General features: G+C 71.7%; 15 protein-coding genes. 5 read left to right on the forward strand and 10 right to left on the reverse strand.

Annotation, left to right across the window (positions count from 1 at the left end):
* Positions 1-8: 8 nt before the first annotated feature.
* Complete coding sequence (locus tag J2S55_RS31395; RefSeq protein WP_306868332.1) at positions 9-602, forward strand: TetR/AcrR family transcriptional regulator; 594 nt, start codon at positions 9-11, stop codon at positions 600-602.
* A gap of 12 nt (positions 603-614) precedes the next feature.
* Here J2S55_RS31395 and J2S55_RS31400 read toward each other — a convergent pair whose 3' ends face one another.
* The 3 genes from J2S55_RS31400 to polX form a co-directional block, all read right to left on the reverse strand.
* A complete protein-coding gene (locus J2S55_RS31400; RefSeq protein WP_306868333.1) occupies positions 615-2,099 on the reverse strand; it encodes a WS/DGAT/MGAT family O-acyltransferase in 1,485 nt (494 codons plus the stop codon).
* A 265-nt stretch (positions 2,100-2,364) separates the two neighbouring features.
* Complete coding sequence (locus J2S55_RS31405) at positions 2,365-3,603, reverse strand: sulfite oxidase (RefSeq protein ID WP_306868335.1); 1,239 nt, start codon at positions 3,601-3,603, stop codon at positions 2,365-2,367.
* A gap of 82 nt (positions 3,604-3,685) precedes the next feature.
* Entirely contained in the window at positions 3,686-5,368 is a 1,683-nt protein-coding gene (gene polX / locus J2S55_RS31410) for a DNA polymerase/3'-5' exonuclease PolX (RefSeq protein ID WP_306868337.1), read from the reverse strand.
* Positions 5,369-5,589: 221 nt separating this feature from the next.
* On the opposite strand from polX, the gene J2S55_RS31415 reads away from it, so the two are divergent.
* Both J2S55_RS31415 and J2S55_RS31420 read left to right on the forward strand, forming a co-directional pair.
* Positions 5,590-5,982, forward strand: coding sequence for a VOC family protein (locus J2S55_RS31415; protein WP_306868339.1), 393 nt, complete (start codon positions 5,590-5,592; stop codon positions 5,980-5,982).
* Between the two features lie 287 nt (positions 5,983-6,269).
* Positions 6,270-7,568 carry an erythromycin esterase family protein gene (locus J2S55_RS31420; RefSeq protein WP_306868341.1) on the forward strand — a complete coding sequence of 433 codons (1,299 nt, stop codon included), beginning with the start codon at positions 6,270-6,272 and terminating at the stop codon, positions 7,566-7,568.
* A gap of 31 nt (positions 7,569-7,599) precedes the next feature.
* Here J2S55_RS31420 and J2S55_RS31425 read toward each other — a convergent pair whose 3' ends face one another.
* From J2S55_RS31425 to J2S55_RS31450, 6 genes are read right to left on the reverse strand one after another with little or no spacing between them, the layout of a single operon-like run.
* Positions 7,600-8,346, reverse strand: a complete 747-nt coding sequence (locus J2S55_RS31425) for a copper homeostasis protein CutC (RefSeq protein ID WP_306868343.1) — start codon at positions 8,344-8,346, stop codon at positions 7,600-7,602.
* Complete coding sequence (locus tag J2S55_RS31430) at positions 8,343-9,326, reverse strand: asparaginase (protein WP_306868345.1); 984 nt, start codon at positions 9,324-9,326, stop codon at positions 8,343-8,345. Before J2S55_RS31430 ends, J2S55_RS31425 begins: the two co-directional genes overlap by 4 nt.
* Positions 9,319-10,143, reverse strand: a complete 825-nt coding sequence (locus J2S55_RS31435; RefSeq protein ID WP_306868347.1) for an amino acid ABC transporter permease — start codon at positions 10,141-10,143, stop codon at positions 9,319-9,321. Before J2S55_RS31435 ends, J2S55_RS31430 begins: the two co-directional genes overlap by 8 nt.
* A complete protein-coding gene (locus J2S55_RS31440; RefSeq protein ID WP_306868349.1) occupies positions 10,140-10,784 on the reverse strand; it encodes an amino acid ABC transporter permease in 645 nt (214 codons plus the stop codon). Before J2S55_RS31440 ends, J2S55_RS31435 begins: the two co-directional genes overlap by 4 nt.
* On the reverse strand, positions 10,784-11,701 hold the full coding sequence (locus J2S55_RS31445) for a glutamate ABC transporter substrate-binding protein (RefSeq protein ID WP_306868351.1): 918 nt from the start codon (positions 11,699-11,701) through the stop codon (positions 10,784-10,786). Before J2S55_RS31445 ends, J2S55_RS31440 begins: the two co-directional genes overlap by 1 nt.
* Positions 11,702-11,722: 21 nt before the next feature.
* The gene (locus J2S55_RS31450) at positions 11,723-12,451 is read right to left on the reverse strand and encodes an amino acid ABC transporter ATP-binding protein (RefSeq protein ID WP_306868353.1); all 729 of its coding nucleotides are present in this window, start codon (positions 12,449-12,451) and stop codon (positions 11,723-11,725) included.
* Between the two features lie 104 nt (positions 12,452-12,555).
* Here J2S55_RS31450 and J2S55_RS31455 point away from each other — a divergent pair, with 104 nt between their 5' ends.
* Entirely contained in the window at positions 12,556-13,698 is a 1,143-nt protein-coding gene (locus J2S55_RS31455; protein ID WP_306868355.1) for an ROK family protein, read from the forward strand.
* 70 nt (positions 13,699-13,768) lie between these two features.
* Here the strand turns inward: J2S55_RS31455 and J2S55_RS31460 are convergent, their stop codons facing one another.
* On the reverse strand, positions 13,769-14,176 hold the full coding sequence (locus J2S55_RS31460; protein ID WP_306875635.1) for an aldo/keto reductase: 408 nt from the start codon (positions 14,174-14,176) through the stop codon (positions 13,769-13,771).
* 44 nt (positions 14,177-14,220) lie between these two features.
* On the opposite strand from J2S55_RS31460, the gene J2S55_RS31465 reads away from it, so the two are divergent.
* Positions 14,221-15,741, forward strand: a complete 1,521-nt coding sequence (locus J2S55_RS31465) for a recombinase family protein (RefSeq protein WP_086567953.1) — start codon at positions 14,221-14,223, stop codon at positions 15,739-15,741.
* Positions 15,742-16,124: the final 383 nt, after the last annotated feature.

Below are 16,124 nucleotides of genomic sequence, written 5' to 3' on the forward strand. Positions count from 1 at the left end.
GTCGGGCTGTGGGCAGCCTCAGACAGCGCTCCGGCAGGGCCGGGCGTCCGCGCGACGCCTCGGATCCCGGCACGCGCACGCGCATTCTCGACGCCGCGGAGGAGCTGTTCGCCGGGGGCGGTTACGAGGCCACGCCCACCGCGGAGATCGCCCGGCTGGCCGGGGTGCCCAAAGGGCTCGTCTTCCATTACTTCCCGAAGAAGATCGACGTGCTGGTCGCCCTGGTCGACGAGCGCACGCTCGTGGAGGAGGCCCCGGAGGTGGAGGCGGTCCCCGGCGACGCGGCCGGGGCCCTGTCGCGGCTGGCCCGCCGGCTGCCGCTCAGCGCGTCCCCGGCGATGCGCCGCATCCTGTTCCGGGAGGCCGACACGCACGGCTCGGTCCGCGACCGGCTCGGCCGGCTGAACGGCGAGATCATCCGGCGGGCCCGGTTCGCGCTGGAGCTGGCGCTGCCCACGGCGCGCGGCGACGCCGCCCGGCTGGAGGTGGCCGCGGTCACCTTCGCCGCGGTCCTGCTCTATCAGGAGAGCCTCTGCCAGCTCACCGGCCACCACATCGACCCCGACGCGGTCGCCGAGCTGATCGCCCACGCCCTGGGCTGAGCCTCCGCCGTCTCAGGCCGGGACCGCCTCGATCTCCGTCTCCCTGGCCGGACGGGGTCCGGCCAGCTCCGTCAGCTCGTCCATCGCCTCCTGCAGGTGCCCCATCAGCCGCCACACGTCCTCCACCCGGTCGGGGCAGGCGAGGATGCCGAAGTTCAGTGAGCCGTCGTAGGAGAAGCAGGTGATGTTGACGCCGCCGCTCACGTCGGTCAGCACCGACATCGGGTAGTAGGCGAGCACCCGGGCCCCGCACAGATACAGCGGGAGCTGGGGCCCCGGCACGTTCGAGACGATCAGGTTGATCGGCGGCAGCACGATCGAGGCCAGCCGGAAGACCGTGGAGGTCGCCAGCGCGGTGACGGCCGCGGGCAGCATCGACGGCAGCTCGCTCAGCCAGGTCGCGGGGGAGCCGGCGAAGCGCCGCTTGGCCGTGCGCATCGTCCGCCCCGTGATCCGCAGGCGGTCGAGAGGGGAGGAGACGTCGGTCGGCATCGGGACGATCATGACGGAGAGCCGGTTGCCGACCGTCTCCTGGACGCCCGGGGCGCGGACCGCGACCGGGACGGCGGCGACCAGCGGCTGGTCCGGCAGGGCGTCCCGCTCGCGCAGCCAGGAGCGCAGCGCCGCCGCGCACAGTGTCATGACCACGTCGTTGACGCTGATCCCGAAGGTCTTGGCGATCCGTCTGACCTCGGCCAGCGGGATCGAGCCGTAGGAGAAGCGCCGCTCGGCGCTGATCGGGCCGTTGAACGGCGTGCGCGGGACCGACAGGGAGGGCAGCTCCGGCAGCTCCCCGGTCCGGCCCCGGATCATCCGGGCCGCCGCGGCCACCGCCCGGGCCCCCGGGAGGGCGCCGGCCAGCGGGATCGCGTCGAGGTCGGCCGCCATCCTGCCCAGCGAGCGCAGCGCTCTGGCCGGGTGGGCCACCGACCGGGTCACGGCCGCGGCGAGCATCGTGGCCGGCCCGGGGGCGGCGGTCGCCGCCGGGGACGCGGGCGGCTCGACCACGCGGGGCTCGGGGGTGAGGTCCAGCAGGGCGGCCAGGGTCTCCGCGCCCGACACCCCGTCGACGGCGCAGTGGTGGACCTTGGCGTAGAGGGCCACCCGGCCGCCGGTCAGGCCCTGGATGAGGTGCATCTCCCAGAGCGGGCGGCCGCGGTCCAGCCGCCGCTCGTGGATCCGGGCGACCGCCTCGGCCAGCTGCGCCTCGTTGCCGGGCAGGGGGAGGGTCGTCTCGTAGACGTGGTCGGCGACGTCGAGCCCGGCGGCCTCCGTCCAGTAGGGGTGGTCCAGGCCGAACGGCACGCCGGCCAGGCGCAGGCCCAGCGCCGGGGCGAGATGCAGCCGCCCGCGCAGCAGCTCGATCAGGGCCTCACGCGTGACGGCGCCCGCGGGAGCCCAGGCCGGGTCGAGGATCGCCACCCCGGCGACGTGAGCCGCGGTGGTCGCCGATTCGGCGTGCAGGAACTGCGCGTCGAGTGCGGTCAGCTGGCGCATTGATCGAGCCTCCGAATGGAGAGCGGACAAGGACGGGGATGGCCATCATCGCTCCGGTCGGTTACCACCTCGTTTCGTCTGGGCGACCTTGGGAGTCTTTCAGATGAAGTCGGATGATCCGGCCGTGAATTACGGTGCGGGACCTCCGCCGATCACCGGATACGCGCGCCGTGCAGGGAGAATTCAATGCCCTTCCGGAGGAGTAAGAGTTGTGTATTGAATTGCCCTGTGATCGGTGCGGCCGGTGCGCCGGGGCGGTTCTGGATTATCCGTTCACGACGATCACGGGATGATGAACGACGGCGTCGAAGAGATATCCGTAGTCGTTGTGCGTGGTCCGGGCCGGCTGGACCACGCCGGTCTCGTCGGTGGCCCGGGCGAGCAGGGTGTGCGGGCCGGCCTGCTGGGGGTTCCAGGTGATGTGCCAGCGGGTCCAGGCCGGCACGGCGTGCGGGCCGCGCAGCTGGGCGCGGTGCCAGGTGGCGCCGCCGTCGAAGCTCACCTCCACCCCGGCGATCCGGCCGTTGCCCGACCAGGAGCGTCCGTGCAGCACGTACGGCCGCCCGGCCGCCAGGGTGGCGTGCCAGGGCAGCTCGAAGGCGCTCCTGACCCCCTGGGTGGTCAGCGGGGGGCTGCCCTCGGGCGGGTAGGCGGCACCGAACATCCGGTAGAACTCGGTGTTCCACGGCGAGGTCAGCGGTGAGGTGGAGACCTCGATGTCGCCCACCCACTTGATCGAGGCCAGGCCGATCCAGGAGGGGACGATCAGCCGCACCGGGTGGCCGTGGTCGGGCGGGAGGGGCCGGTCGTTCATCTCGTAGGCCAGGATCACGTCCTTGAGCGCCTTGGACACCGGGATGGGGCGGCGCACCCGGCCGTGGTCGACCCCGTCGGCCACGTAGGGGGCGTCGAGCCCGCGCGGCATGACGTCGACGGCGTCAGGGGTGATCCCGGCGCGCTCCAGCACCGTGGCCAGCGGCACCCCGCGCCAGCGGGCCACCCCGATGCCGCCCAGCCGCCAGGGGGTGCCGGAGATCTCCTGGCCCTGCTGGGTGGCGAAGAAGCTCCGGCCGTTGCCCGCGCACTCGATCGCCGCGTCCCGCGTCACCGCGGGCAGCGCGAGCAGCTCCTCGTAGCCGAAGCTCCTGGGGTTGCGCAGCCCCGTGCCGTGCAGCTCCAGCCGCCAGGTCGCCGCGTCGATGATCGGGGTCGAGGTGTGGTTGCGTACGAAGAACCGGTCGTTGGAGACGTGGTAGCCGACGCCGCGCATCGCCTCCCAGCGCATCTCGGCGTTCGTCCCGTGCCCGATGAACGTCTCCGGCGGCAGCGGCTTGACGATCCCCGTGACACCGCCGGCGGGGACCGGCTCCCCGTCGACGGCCGCGAGCCGGAGCCGGTCGCGCCCGCCCCGGTCGTGCCCACCCCCGTCGCGCCCGCCCCGGGCGAGCTGCCCGGCGCGGGTGCGGTGGCGAACGGCCTCGTCGTTCAGGTCCTCGTACGGCATGCGGCGCCTCCCCTTCCCCTACATCTATTTCCTACCAAAAAACCATGTAATCTGCGAAGGGGGAGTGAGGATCATGTGACTGTCAGCGATCCAGAAAGGCTAGCAGCCGATCCAGCGGCCAGGTGTTGATCACGTCGTCGGCGGTCAGCCAGGCGCGCTGGGCGAGGCCGACGCCGAAGCGCTGGTTGTCCAGGTGGGGGACCGCGTGGGCGTCGCTGTCGATGGAGAACTTCACTCCGTGGTGGCGGGCCAGCCGTACGAGATCGGCGGGCAGGTCGGAGCGGTCGGGGAAGGAGTCGATCTCCATCGCGGTGCCGGTGCGGGCGGCGGCGCGGAACACCGCGTCCCAGTCGGCGTCGACCGGCGGGCGCCCGCCGATCTTGCGAGTGGTGGGGTGGCCGATGATGTGCACGTGCGGGTTCTCGCACGCGGCGATGAAACGGCGGGTCATCTCCTCGCGCGGCTGGCTGAAGTGCGAGTGCACGCTCGCCACGCACACGTCGAAGCCCGCCAGCACCTCGGCGGGCCAGTCGACCGAGCCGTCGGGGGCGATGTTGAGCTCCGAGCCGTGCAGCAGCCGCATGCCCGGGTGGTCTCCCTGGAGCCGGCGCAGCCGCTCGCGCTGCTCCAGGGCCTTGTCCAGGGTCATCCGCTGCATCGCCAGGTCGGGGGCGTGGTCGGTCACCGCGTAGTAGGAGTAGCCGCGCGCGCCGGCCGCCGCGACCATGTCCTCCAGCGAGGCGATGCCGTCGGTCAGGTCGGTGTGGGTGTGCAGGTCGCCCCGGAGGTCGCCGACGGTGACGAGGGCGGGCAGCTCGCCCCGGAGCGCGGCGGCGATCTCCCCGCCGTCCTCGCGCAGCGTCGGCGGGATCCACGGCATGCCGAGCGCCTGGTAGATGTCCTCCTCGTGCTCGGCCGCGATCACCCGGTCACCGTCGAACAGGCCGTATTCGGAGAGCTTCCAGCCCTTCTTCACCGCGATCTCGCGCAGGTGGACGTTGTGCTCCTTGGACCCGGTGAAATACTGCATCGCGGCGCCCCACGAGCCGGCCGGGACCACGCGCAGGTCCACCTGGACGCCCTCGACGGTGCGGATCGAGGTCTTCTTCTCGCCCGAGGCGATGACCTCCGCGGTGTAGGGCATGGCCTTGAAGTCGTCCATCAGGGTCACCGGGCCGACGGCGAGGATGTCGATGTCGCCGATGGTGTCCTTCATCCGGCGCAGCGATCCGGCGTGGGCGATCCGCTCGGCGGCCAGCGAGGCGACGATCCGCTCGGCCAGGCGCATGGCCACGCCGGTGTGCACCCTGGCGCCGTCCCGCTCGAGCTGCTCGATCCCCTTGAGCAGGTTCTCCTCGGTCTTGGCGCCGAAGCCCTTCAGGCCCTTGAGCCGCCCCTGCCCGATGGCCTCGGCGAGGGCCTCGGGGGAGTCGATGCCGAGCTCCTGGTAGAGGAAGACCGCCTTCTTCGGCCCGAGCGAGGCGATCCGGGTCAGCCTCCGCACCCCGCCGGGGACCTTCCCGCGCAGGTCGTCGAGCTGGCGGAAGCTCCCCCTTTCGAGGTATTCCTCGACCTTCTTGGCGATCGCCTCGCCCACCCCCGGCACGCTCCGCACGGCCGTGGCCGCGATGTCGTTGGGGAAGCCCGCGATCGCCTTGGCCGCCTTCTGGTAGCTGCGCACCCGGAAGGCGTCGCCGCCCGTCATCGCGAACAGCTCGGCGTATTCCTCCAGGGCGGCCGCCACAGCGTCATTAGCTCGTGCCATGGGGCTCAGCCTAGAAGATCGCACCGACGTTTTCCCGGCCGTCCCGGCGGCCCGGCCGGGTCCGTCGGCCGGGCCGGGCTCACGCCGCCGCGTCCAGGTCCGGGCGCCGGCCGTCCCGCCGGGGGGCCGTTGGACGTAGGCCGAAGGCCCGATGCCGGACGCGGGCCCCGGCCGTAACGTCGTAGGAGCAAGTCGTTTCCGAGACGTCACCAGGAGGTCCCGTGCCAGCGCAGCTCGACCATACGATCGTGCACAGCAGCGACCGTTCCGCCTCCGCCCGCTTCCTCACCGGGCTGCTCGGCGCGCCCGAGCCCCGGGCCTACGGGCCGTTCGCCGCCGTCCCGCTCGCCAACGGCGTGACCGTCGACTACGCGGACTCCATCGTCCGCGCCGACCGGATCGTCATGCAGCACCTGGCGTTCCTGGTCTCGGAGGAGGAGTTCGACGAGATCTACGCCCGCATCATCGAGCGCGGGCTGCCCCACTGGGGAGATCCGGGCCATACCGAGCCCCAGCAGATCAACCACCGTCACCGCGGCCGGGGCGTGTACGTCGACGACCCCGACGGCCACTCGCTCGAATTCCTCACCCACCCGTACGTCATGGACGAGTGATCGCACCCGCCCTCCCGGGAGGGTCAAGCATCCGTTGGCGAACGCGGGGACAAGCGAGAGGGTCAAGCATCCGTTGGCGAACGCGGGGACAAGGCGGATGGACGGGCGGGTAGGGAAGGCCGGTGAAGGGCGAAAGCCACACGGAGACCTGGCGGGTCCCCCTCCTCCGGCCACGGCGGAGGAGGCCCGGACCGCGCCCGGCGGCCCCTGGGGTCCCGGCGGTCCCGCGCCGCCGGGACGCACCCGGTCGCCCCGGCCGCCGGGCCGACCGCTGGAACGGATGTCGCATGGAAGAGACGGACGAGATCCGGGGGATGGCCCTCCCGCTGGAGGAGGAGGCCGACCTCGACCCCCTCATGGATCGCATCGGCGACGCCCGGTGCGTGCTGGCCGGCGAGGCCAGCCACGGAACCCACGAGTTCCACATCTGGCGGGCGGCGCTGACCCGCCGGCTCGTCGAGGAGCGCGGCTTCTCCTTCGTGGCGGTGGAGGGAGACTGGCCGGACTGCTGGCAGGTCCACCGCTCGGTCACGCTGGCCGACGGCTCCCCGGAGGATCCGACGCGGGCCCTGGACGCCTACCGCCGCTGGCCGACCTGGATGTGGGCCAACGCGGAGACCGCGCACTTCTGCCGGTGGCTGCGGGAGCGCAACGCGCTCCGGCCGACCGGGGAGCGGGTGGGCTTCTACGGCCTGGACGTCTACAGCCTGTGGGACTCCCTCCGGTCCGTCGTCCTCTACCTGCACGAATATCATCCCGACTACGTGGAGACGGCGTTGGAGGCCTACCGCTGCTTCGAGCCCTGCGGCGAGGACCCCCAGACCTACGTCCGGAGCCTCCGGCTGGTGCCGGAGGGGTGCGAGCGGGAGACGGTCGAGCTGCTGTGCCGGGTACGGCACTCGCTGCCCGCCGAGGCCGCCGACCCGGTCGAGCGGCTCAACATCTGGCAGAACGCCGAGGTCGCGGCGGCCGCCGACCGCTACTACCGGTCCATGATCAGCGGCGGGGCGGAGGCGTGGAACGTCCGCGACATCCACATGGCCGACACCCTGGACCGGCTGCTGCACTTCCACGGCGACGGCGCGAAGGCGGTCGTGTGGGCGCACAACACCCACATCGGCGATGCCAGGGCCACAGACATGGCGCGGGGCGGGATCGTCAACCTCGGCCGGCTCGTCAGGGAGCGGCACGGCGCGGACGGCGTCGTGCTGGTCGGCTCCGCCACCGCCCACGGCGAGGTGGTCGCCGCCCCGCGGTGGGGGGCGCCCATGGAGGTCATGCCGGTGCCCCCGCCGCCTCCGGACACCCTCGAAGGGCTGCTGGGCGGCGCCGGGACCGGCCCGGAGCACCGCGCCCTGTTCGTCTTCGCCGACCGGCCGGACGCCCGCTGGCTGAGGGCCCGGCTGGGGCACCGCGCCATCGGCGTGGTCTACGACCCGGTACGGGAGTGGCGCAACTACGTGCCCAGCACGATGGGCGACCGTTACGACGCCCTGTGCTGGATCGCCAGGACCTCCGCGCTCCGGCCGTTGCACCTGGAGCGGGAGGGCCGGGGAGAGCTGGAGACCCTGCCCACCGGGGTGTGAGGCCGGAGCCGGACCCCGGTGTGGCCGTGCCTCAGCGCCCGGAGGCGGAGATCACCTCGGAGACCAGGCCAGGGGAGGTGATCCGCCGGGCGTACTCCGGCTGGCGCAGCTCGCCGCCCATGAACGGGTGGGGGTTGCGGTGGACGGCCGGGCTGGGCGCGTCCACGAGGGCGGCGAAGTGGATCTCCTTGACCCCCGTCGCCGCCACCACCCGGCCCACGTTGCGGGGCGTGATGCCGCCGCCGGGCATGATGATCAGATCGTCGCCCGCCCGCTCGACCAGGGACGCGATCAGCGGCGCGCCCTCCAGCGCGGTGGTGTCCTGACCGGAGGTGAGCACCCGGTCGACGCCCAGCGAGGTGAGCGCGCCGAGGGCGGCGAACGGGTCGGCGGTCATGTCGAAGGCCCGGTGGAAGGTGACCGAGAGCCCCTCGGCCGCGCCGATGAGCCGCTTGGCCACCTCGACGTCCACCTCGCCCGCCGGCGTCAGCACCCCGATCACCACGCCGTGCGCGCCCGCCTCCCGGAAGGTGGCCACGTCGCGCTCCATGGCCGCGATCTCGTGCTCGTCGTAGATGAAGTCGCCGCCCCGGGGACGGATGATCACGTGGACGCGGATCGACGAGACCGCGGCGAGGGTCGCCTCGACGGTGCCGAGGGTCGGGGTGAGGCCGCCCTCGAAGAGCGCCGAGCACAGCTCGACCCGGTCGGCCCCGGCCTGCTCGGCCGCGAGCGCGCCCGCCGTGCTGTCGATGCAGATCTCGTAGGTGAGGCTCATTCTTCTTCCCCCAGAACATGGATCTCGCCGACCGGGACGCCCCCGCCCAGCACCGGAACACTCGCGAACTCCCCGGCCGTCGAGACGTCGCCGCCCGCCGCCCGGAGGGTGGCCAGCGCGATCGCCGTCGTGGCCCGCGGGCTGCCGTCGATGACCTTGACCGCCGCCGCGTGCCCGCTGGCGAGCGCGACGACGAGCACGCCCTCGGCCCCGCCCTTGGCCACCGCCCCGGGCAGCGCCCGCATCAGGGAGGTGTTGACGTGGCCGGTCCCGCCGACGTATTCGGGATACTCGCGCATCGCGTCGGCGACCGCCCGCGGCGCCGTCCCGGGCGCGGTCAGGACCAGGGCCTGCACGGCCCGCGCCAGCCCGGTCAGCGACAGCCCGAACAGCGGCGCGCCGCACCCGTCGACGGCCACGTGGGCCGTCTCCTCTCCGGACAGCTCCTCGACGACACTCCGGACCCGCCGCTGCACGGGGTGGTCGGGGTCGAGGTAGGAGTCGACGGCCCATCCCGAGGCCACGGACGCGGTGAGCATCGCGGCGTGCTTGCCCGAGCAGTTCATCCGCTCGCGCGAGGCCGCCAGGCCCTCGCGGATCAGCCCGTGCCGGGTGCTCTCGTCCTCCGGCCAGTCGGTGGGGCAGCCGAGGGCCTCGAAGCCCAGCCCCGCCTCGCCGAGCATCTCGGCGACCAGCCGTACGTGGAAATCCTCACCCGTGTGGCTGCCGGCGGCGATGGCCAGGCGCGGGCCGTGCAGGTCGGCGCCGGACAGCAGGCACGCCAGTGCCTGGAACGGCTTGGCCGACGAGCGCGGCAGCACCGGGGCGCCGACCAGGCCGCGGGCGACGGCGGTGCCGCCGTCGGGCGCGAGGCCGACCGCGCTGCCGAAGTGCACGCTTTCGGAGAATCCCGAACGCACCACCTCGGCGAGCGGGACGAAGCCGGAGGCTCCCCCGGCGGGCGGGACGAGTTCAGGCACGGGAGAGTCTCCTTCGCGGTTGGCGGGCTCGCGGTTGGCGGGCTTCGAGGGTGCGGGCGAGTTTGGACAGCGACGCGTTGACCACCAGGTAGACCAGCGCGACGACGATGTAGGTCTGGATGAGCAGGCCGTTGTAGGTCGCCAGGACCTTGCCGCTGTAGAGCAGCTCGGCGTAGCTGACCACGAAGCCCAGCGAGGTGTCCTTCAGCAGGCCGACCGACTGGCTGACGATCGAGGGCAGCACACGCCGGGCCGCCTGCGGGAGCACGATCATGCGCATGGTCTGGCCGTGGGTGAGCCCGACGGCCAGACCCGCCTCGCTCTGGCCGCGCTCGACGGACAGGATCCCGGCCCGGAAGATCTCCGCGAACGCCGCCGCGTTCGACACCGCCAGCGGCACCACGAGCTTCCAGAACAGAGGCAGGTCCAGCCCGTAGCGGGGCAGCGCGAACAGCACGACGTAGACCAGCAGCAGCGCCGGGACGGTCCGCACGACCTCCACGTACGTGGCGGAGGGCACGCGCACCCACCGGCGCCGCGACAGCCGTCCGAGGGCCAGCGCCAGCCCGGCGGCCATCGCGAGCACGGCCGAGACGACCGCCGCCAGCACGGTGGACCACAGTCCGTCGAGCAGGTAGCGCCACATCGGCCACGTCGCGTACGGCTGCCAGCGGTCGGCGTCGAGCTGGCCATTGGCGGCGAACTGGCGTACGGCCAGCGCCAGCAGGGCGAGCACCGCGACCGCCCCCACCACGGTCGCGATCCGGATCCTGCGGCGGGCGCGCGGCCCGGGCTCGTCGAAGAGCAGGCTGCTCATCGGACCATCACCAGCCGTCGTTCGAGCCGCCCGGTGACGAACCCGGCACAGGCGGCGATCAGCGCGTAGGCCAGGCCCGCCCCGACGAAGATCGGGATGGGCTGGGCCTCCATGAGGTTCACCCGGTTGGCCGCGGCGGTCAGGTCGACCACGCCGACCGCGGCCGCGAGCGAGGTGTTCATCGTCAGCGCGATGAAGACGTTGCCCAGCGGCTGGATCACCGTGCGCAGCGCCTGCGGCAGGATCACGTGGCGCAGGGACTGGCTGAAGGTCAGCCCGAGCGCGCGGGCCGCCTCGCCCTGCCCGGCGGAGACGGCGTTGACGCCGGAGCGCAGCGCCTCGGCGATGTAGGCGGCCTCGTAGAGCGCGATGACCACGATGGCCGTCTCCAGCAGGCCGGCCTTGATCCCGATCTCCGGCAGGCCGAAGACGGCCAGCACCAGCAGCACCAGGAGGGGCAGGTTCTGGAAGGTCTCCACGTAGGCCGTGCCGATCCCGCGCAGCACGCCGACCGGGCTGACCCGCATGGCCGTGATCACGAGCCCCATGACCGCGGCGCCGGCGAACGACGCCGCGGTCAGCTGGAGGGTCACGATCAGTCCCTGCCAGAACTCGGGCAGGTGATCCAGGATCGCCGACATCAGGAGCCCGGCACCGAGCCGATCTGCGGCGGGGCGGGAGCCTCGCCCTGCACGACCGTGCCGATGGAGTTCTTCCAGGTCTGCTGCCAGAGACCGGCGGCCTGGGTCTTCTTCAGCCAGTCGTTGACGAACTTCTTGAACTGGTCGTCACCGTGCTTGAGGCCGATGCCGTACGGGTCGGTCGTGAAGGGCTGGCCGACGACCTGGATCGAGGGGTCCTTCTGGGCGTTGGCGATCAGGAGCGTCTCGTCCTGGACGTAGGCGTCGCCGCGTTCCTGCTTGAGCGCCTGCATGCACTCGGGGTCGCTGCCGAAGGTCACGATCTTCGCCTGCGGCGCGAGCTTCTTGATCGCCGGGATGGCCGGGGTGTTGGCCCCGGCGATGACGGTCTTGCCGTTGAGGTCCTCCGGCTTGGCGATGCCCGAGGTGCCCTTCCGGACCGCGAGGGTCAGGCCGGAGGAGTAGTACGGCCCGGCGAAGGCGACCTGCTCGGCCCGCTCCGGCGTGATCGTGTAGGTCTGGAAGACGACGTCGACGGTGCCGTTGCTCAGCAGCGCCTCACGGGTCTCCGACGCCGAGTTGACGATCTTCACCTTGGGCTCGCCGATGATGTACTTGGCGAGAGCCTTGCCCATGTCCGCGTCGAACCCCTCGACCTCGCCGGTCGTCGGGTTCTGCTGCGACAGCAGCGGGGCGTCGAGCGACCCGCCGACGATCAGCTCGCCGCGCTGCTTGATCTTCTCCATCGTGGAGCCGGGCAGGATGTCGGCGGCGGCCGCCACCGGCGCCTTGGCGAGCAGATCACCGCCCTTGGCCTCGCCCGGCACCGCCGGGCTGCCCGAATCCGTGCCGGAACAGGCCGAGAGGCCGATCATCGACACGGCGGCGACAGCGGCCATCCGCTTCATGGACACCATCGGGCCCACCATCCTTTGCGATCAGTGAGTGAGTACCTTGGCCAGGAAGTCCCTGGCCCGGTCGGTCTGGGGAGCTTCGAAGAAGGCGTTCGGCTCGGCCGTCTCGACGATCTGGCCGCCGTCCATGAACACCACGCGGTCGGCGGCCCGGCGGGCGAAGCCCATCTCGTGGGTGACGACGACCATGGTCATGCCGTCGGCGGCGAGCTGGACCATCACGTCCAGGACCTCGCCGACCATCTCGGGGTCGAGCGCCGAGGTGGGCTCGTCGAAGAGCATCACCTTGGGCCGCATGGCGAGCGCGCGGGCGATGGCCGCCCGCTGCTGCTGGCCGCCCGACAACTGCGCGGGGAGCTTGCCGGCCTGCTCGGCGATGCCGACGCGCGCCAGCAGCTCCCGCGCGGTCCGCTCCGCCTCGGCGCGGCCGACGCCGCGCACCTTCACCGGGGCGAGCATGACGTTCTCCAGCACGGTCTTGTGCTGGAAGAGGTTGAACGACTGGAAGACCATGCCGACGTCGGCCCGGAGCCTGGCCAGCTCGCGGCCCTCGACCGGGGCGGGGACGCCGTCGATGAGGATGTCGCCCGAACCCGCGCTCTCCAGCCGGTTCAGGCAACGACACAGCGTGGACTTGCCCGACCCGGAGGGGCCGATCACCACGACGACCTCGCCCTGCGCCACCTCAAGGTCGATGTCGCGCAGCACGTGATGATCGCCGAACCATTTGTTCAGCCCTTGCACCTGAATCATTGCCGTCTTCCTTCGAAATCGAAGATAAAGCGGAACGTAATGGATGATTCCGGCCGAAGTCAACACATTGCCGTAGTAAGTACAGACGTGGTATTCCTCTGTTCATGTCAGGCAAAGAGAGGTTGCTCGTGCGGGGAGCCCAGGGCGATCTCATGCGTCTCGTCGCCACCGGCCACGCCGAGTCACGCGCCGAGCTGGCCCGCCTCTCCGGCCTGGCGGCGTCAAGCGTCTCCCTGCGGGTGGAGGAGCTGATCGGGGCCGGGCTACTCGTGGAGGAGGGGTCGGGCACCTCCCGCGGCGGGCGGCGGCCACGGCGGCTGCGGGTCAGTCCCACTGCCGGGCTGCTCGCGGTGGCCGACCTCGGGGCCCATCACGTCCGGCTCGGCCTGCTCGACCTCAGCGGCACCCCGCTGGTCGTCGAGGAGCGCCCCTGTGACATCGCGCTGGGCCCGGAGGCGACCCTCGACTGGATGGCGGCCTCCTTCGACGAGCTGCTGCTGGCCCACGGCCCGCCCGGCGTCCCTCTGCGCGGGATCGCCACCGGCATCCCCGGCCCCGTGGACCCCGCCAGCGGCCGCGTGGTGTCCCCCTCGCGCATGCCCGGATGGAACAACTTCCCCGTCGCCGAGCATCTCGGCGCGCACTACGACCTGCCGGTGCTCGTCGAGAACGACGCCAACCTCCTGGCCGTCGGCGAGGCCCGCGCGTGGCCCGGCTGCGACAACCTCATGGTGCTCAAAGCCGGCAGCGGCATAGGGTGCGGCGTGATCGTCGACGGCCGCCTGCACCGGGGCAGGGGCGCGGCCGGCGACATCAGCCACGTCCGGGTCAGCTCCGACTCCTCCGTCGTGTGCTCCTGCGGTCACTCCGACTGCCTGGAGGCATACGCGAGCGGGGCGGCGCTGATGGGCGCCCTGACCGAGCTGGGCATCGCCGTACGGCGGCCCGCCGACGTCGTCGCGGCCGTCAACGACGGGGTGCCCGAGGCCACCGCGCTGGTCAGGAACGCCGGCCGCCTCATCGGCGAGGTGCTCACCGTCCTGGTGAACTTCCTCAACCCCGACGCCATCGTGGTCGGCGGCAGCCTGTCCACGGCCGAGCCGCTGATCGCGTCGATCCGGGCCGCGGTCTACGAGCGCTGCCTGCCGCTGGCCACCCGCGACCTGGAGATCGCCGTCACCCGCTCGGGCCCCGACGCGGCGCTGCTCGGCGCCGGCTCCCTGCTCCTGGACACCGTCCTGGGCTGAGCTGACTTCCCGGCCGCTCGGCGCCGGCCCTCCACCGGGAGGGCCGGCGCGCGGGACCGGGCCGGGCGCGTCAGTGGGCGACGGCCCGCGGGCGGTACGGCTCGGCGAGGAAGGCGAGCTCCTTGTCCGTCAGGGCCAGGTCCACCGCGGCGACGGCGTCGTCGACGTGCCTCTCCTTCGTCGCGCCGACGATCGGGGCCGACACCCCCGGCTGCCGGAGCACCCAGGACAGCGCCACCTGGGCCGGGGGGACCTGGCGCTCCCGGGCCACCTGGGCGACCCGGTCGAGGATCTGGCGGTCGTTGTCGGCGTCGGTGTAGAGGGTGCCGATGCGCTCGTCGCTCCCGGCGCGGGTGGTGGCCTCCTCCGAGCCGGCCCGGGCGAGCACGCCGCGGGCCAGCGGGCTCCACGGGATCAGGCCCACGCCCTGGTCGGCGCAGAGCGGGTTCATCTCCCGCTCCTCCTCGCGGTAGAGCAGGTTCTAGCTCTACATCTCAGGCATGATGTTGGCCGGAGGTGCACATGAGCCCGTCGAATCCCCCCGTCCCCGTCGTGTCCTACGCCCGTATCTCCGCCGACCTGAGGCGCGACGAACACGGTGTGCAGGACCAGCACAGGGTCAACCGGAAGACCGCCGAACGGTACGGCTGGACCGTCGTCCACGAGTTCACCGACAACGACAAGTCGGCGGCCAAAGAGGGAGTCGTCCGCGACGACTTCGAGGCGATGCTACGCGCGCTGCGCGCCGGAAAACTGCCGAACGGCACGCCGGTGCAGGGCATCGTCATCCTGGCGGCCGACCGCCTCGCTCGCCGGCCGGGCGACTACGAGCGGTTCGTGGAAGCGATCACCTTCCAGGACGGCCGCGTGTTCGCCGACGCACGGGGCGCTCAGGATCTCTACAGCGAAGACGTGGAGAGCATGGGCCTGCTCGGCGCGGTCATCTCCAGGATGGAGGTCCGCAAGATGCAACGCCGGATGCGACGCTCGCACCGGTCGCGTGCCGAACTGGGCGTGCCCTCCGGCGGCCCGCGCCCCTTCGGCTGGAAGCCGGATCGCCTGACCCTCGACACGAAGGAAGCCGACCTCATCCGGCAGGCGGCCCGCGACTTCCTGTCCGGCCGTTCCCTGCACTCGATCGTCCGCGAGTGGCAGGAAGCGGGGGCGAAGACCTCGCTCGGCAACGACTGGACCGTGCAGTCCTTGAAGGTGGCACTGCGCAACCCGCGCATGTGCGGCCTGCGGGAGCTGAACGGTGAACTCGTCCGGGACGCGGACGGCAACCCGATACGCGGACAGTGGGCGACCATCCTCACGGATGAGGAGTGGGAAGCGATCCGGGCCGTCTTCGACAGCCGGAAGGGCTACTTCATCGGCCGGGACATGAAGATCATGAAGCCGCACCAACCCGACTACCGGGACCCCACGTACCTGCTCGCCGGAATCCTCCGCTGCGGCCGGATCAAGCCGGACGGAACACCCTGCAACGCCCCGCTCCGTACCAACCGTAAGAAGAATGCCAAGCACCACGCCTACACATGCCTGAGCAAGGCGGAAGGCGGTTGCGGCGGAACCTCCCGGCGCGGTGACCTGGTGGACGAGTACGTCTCGGAAGCGGTCCTGGCGAAGCTGGAGGAGGCCGCGTTCACCGCCTCGGCGGGGGAGTCTTCCTGGGGGAGGGAAGAGGAGTTGGAAGAGGTGAAGTCGCGCCTGGACGAGCTGACCCGGCAGTGGAACTCCGGCAACATCAGCAATGACCTGTTCTTCAAGCTCGCCCCCGGCCTGGAACAGGAGATCGCCCGACTCCGTGCGGAAGCCGCCGGCTTCGCCGCGTCGGCAGAGCTGCGGCAGGCGCGGGCCGGTACGGACGCGGCGGAGATCCGGCGGCGCTGGTACCTGCCGGAGAAGGAAGGCGGGTTCCCCATCTCCACCAAGCGCACCTACATCCGGGAAGCGCTGCACGCGGTGATCGTCCACCCGGCCGGACAGGGCCAGCGGGTCTTCAACCCGGACCTCCTGGAGCCCATCTGGCGAGAGGGCTGAGCGCGAGACGTCCTGGACGTCTTCAGCCTCTTCCGAGGGCTGTCGGCCTTACCGAAAGGCGACAGCCCTCTTTCTTTCGCCGCCGATTTCCCGGTGACGGACGGACGTCTACGGACGCTGACGGACACTCACGGACGCCAACGGACGTCTACACACAACGCTCACGGAGGAACTTGAAGCTGGTCGAACTCGTCTACCCCGATGTAGAACTGATCGCGTAAGAAGCCACCGACCTCCCCACGGCACGACACAGCGAACATCTCGGCGAATCACCTCAGGCGCATTTTTCATCCGGGCACGACACATCTCATGATCACTGATGATCGTCGGAGGGCCCCGGCCCGGCGGTAGGTGTCCACACAGAACGCGCCATCCACTTCCTC

The sequence above is a fragment of the Streptosporangium brasiliense genome, from assembly GCF_030811595.1.
Taxonomy (GTDB): domain Bacteria; phylum Actinomycetota; class Actinomycetes; order Streptosporangiales; family Streptosporangiaceae; genus Streptosporangium; species Streptosporangium brasiliense.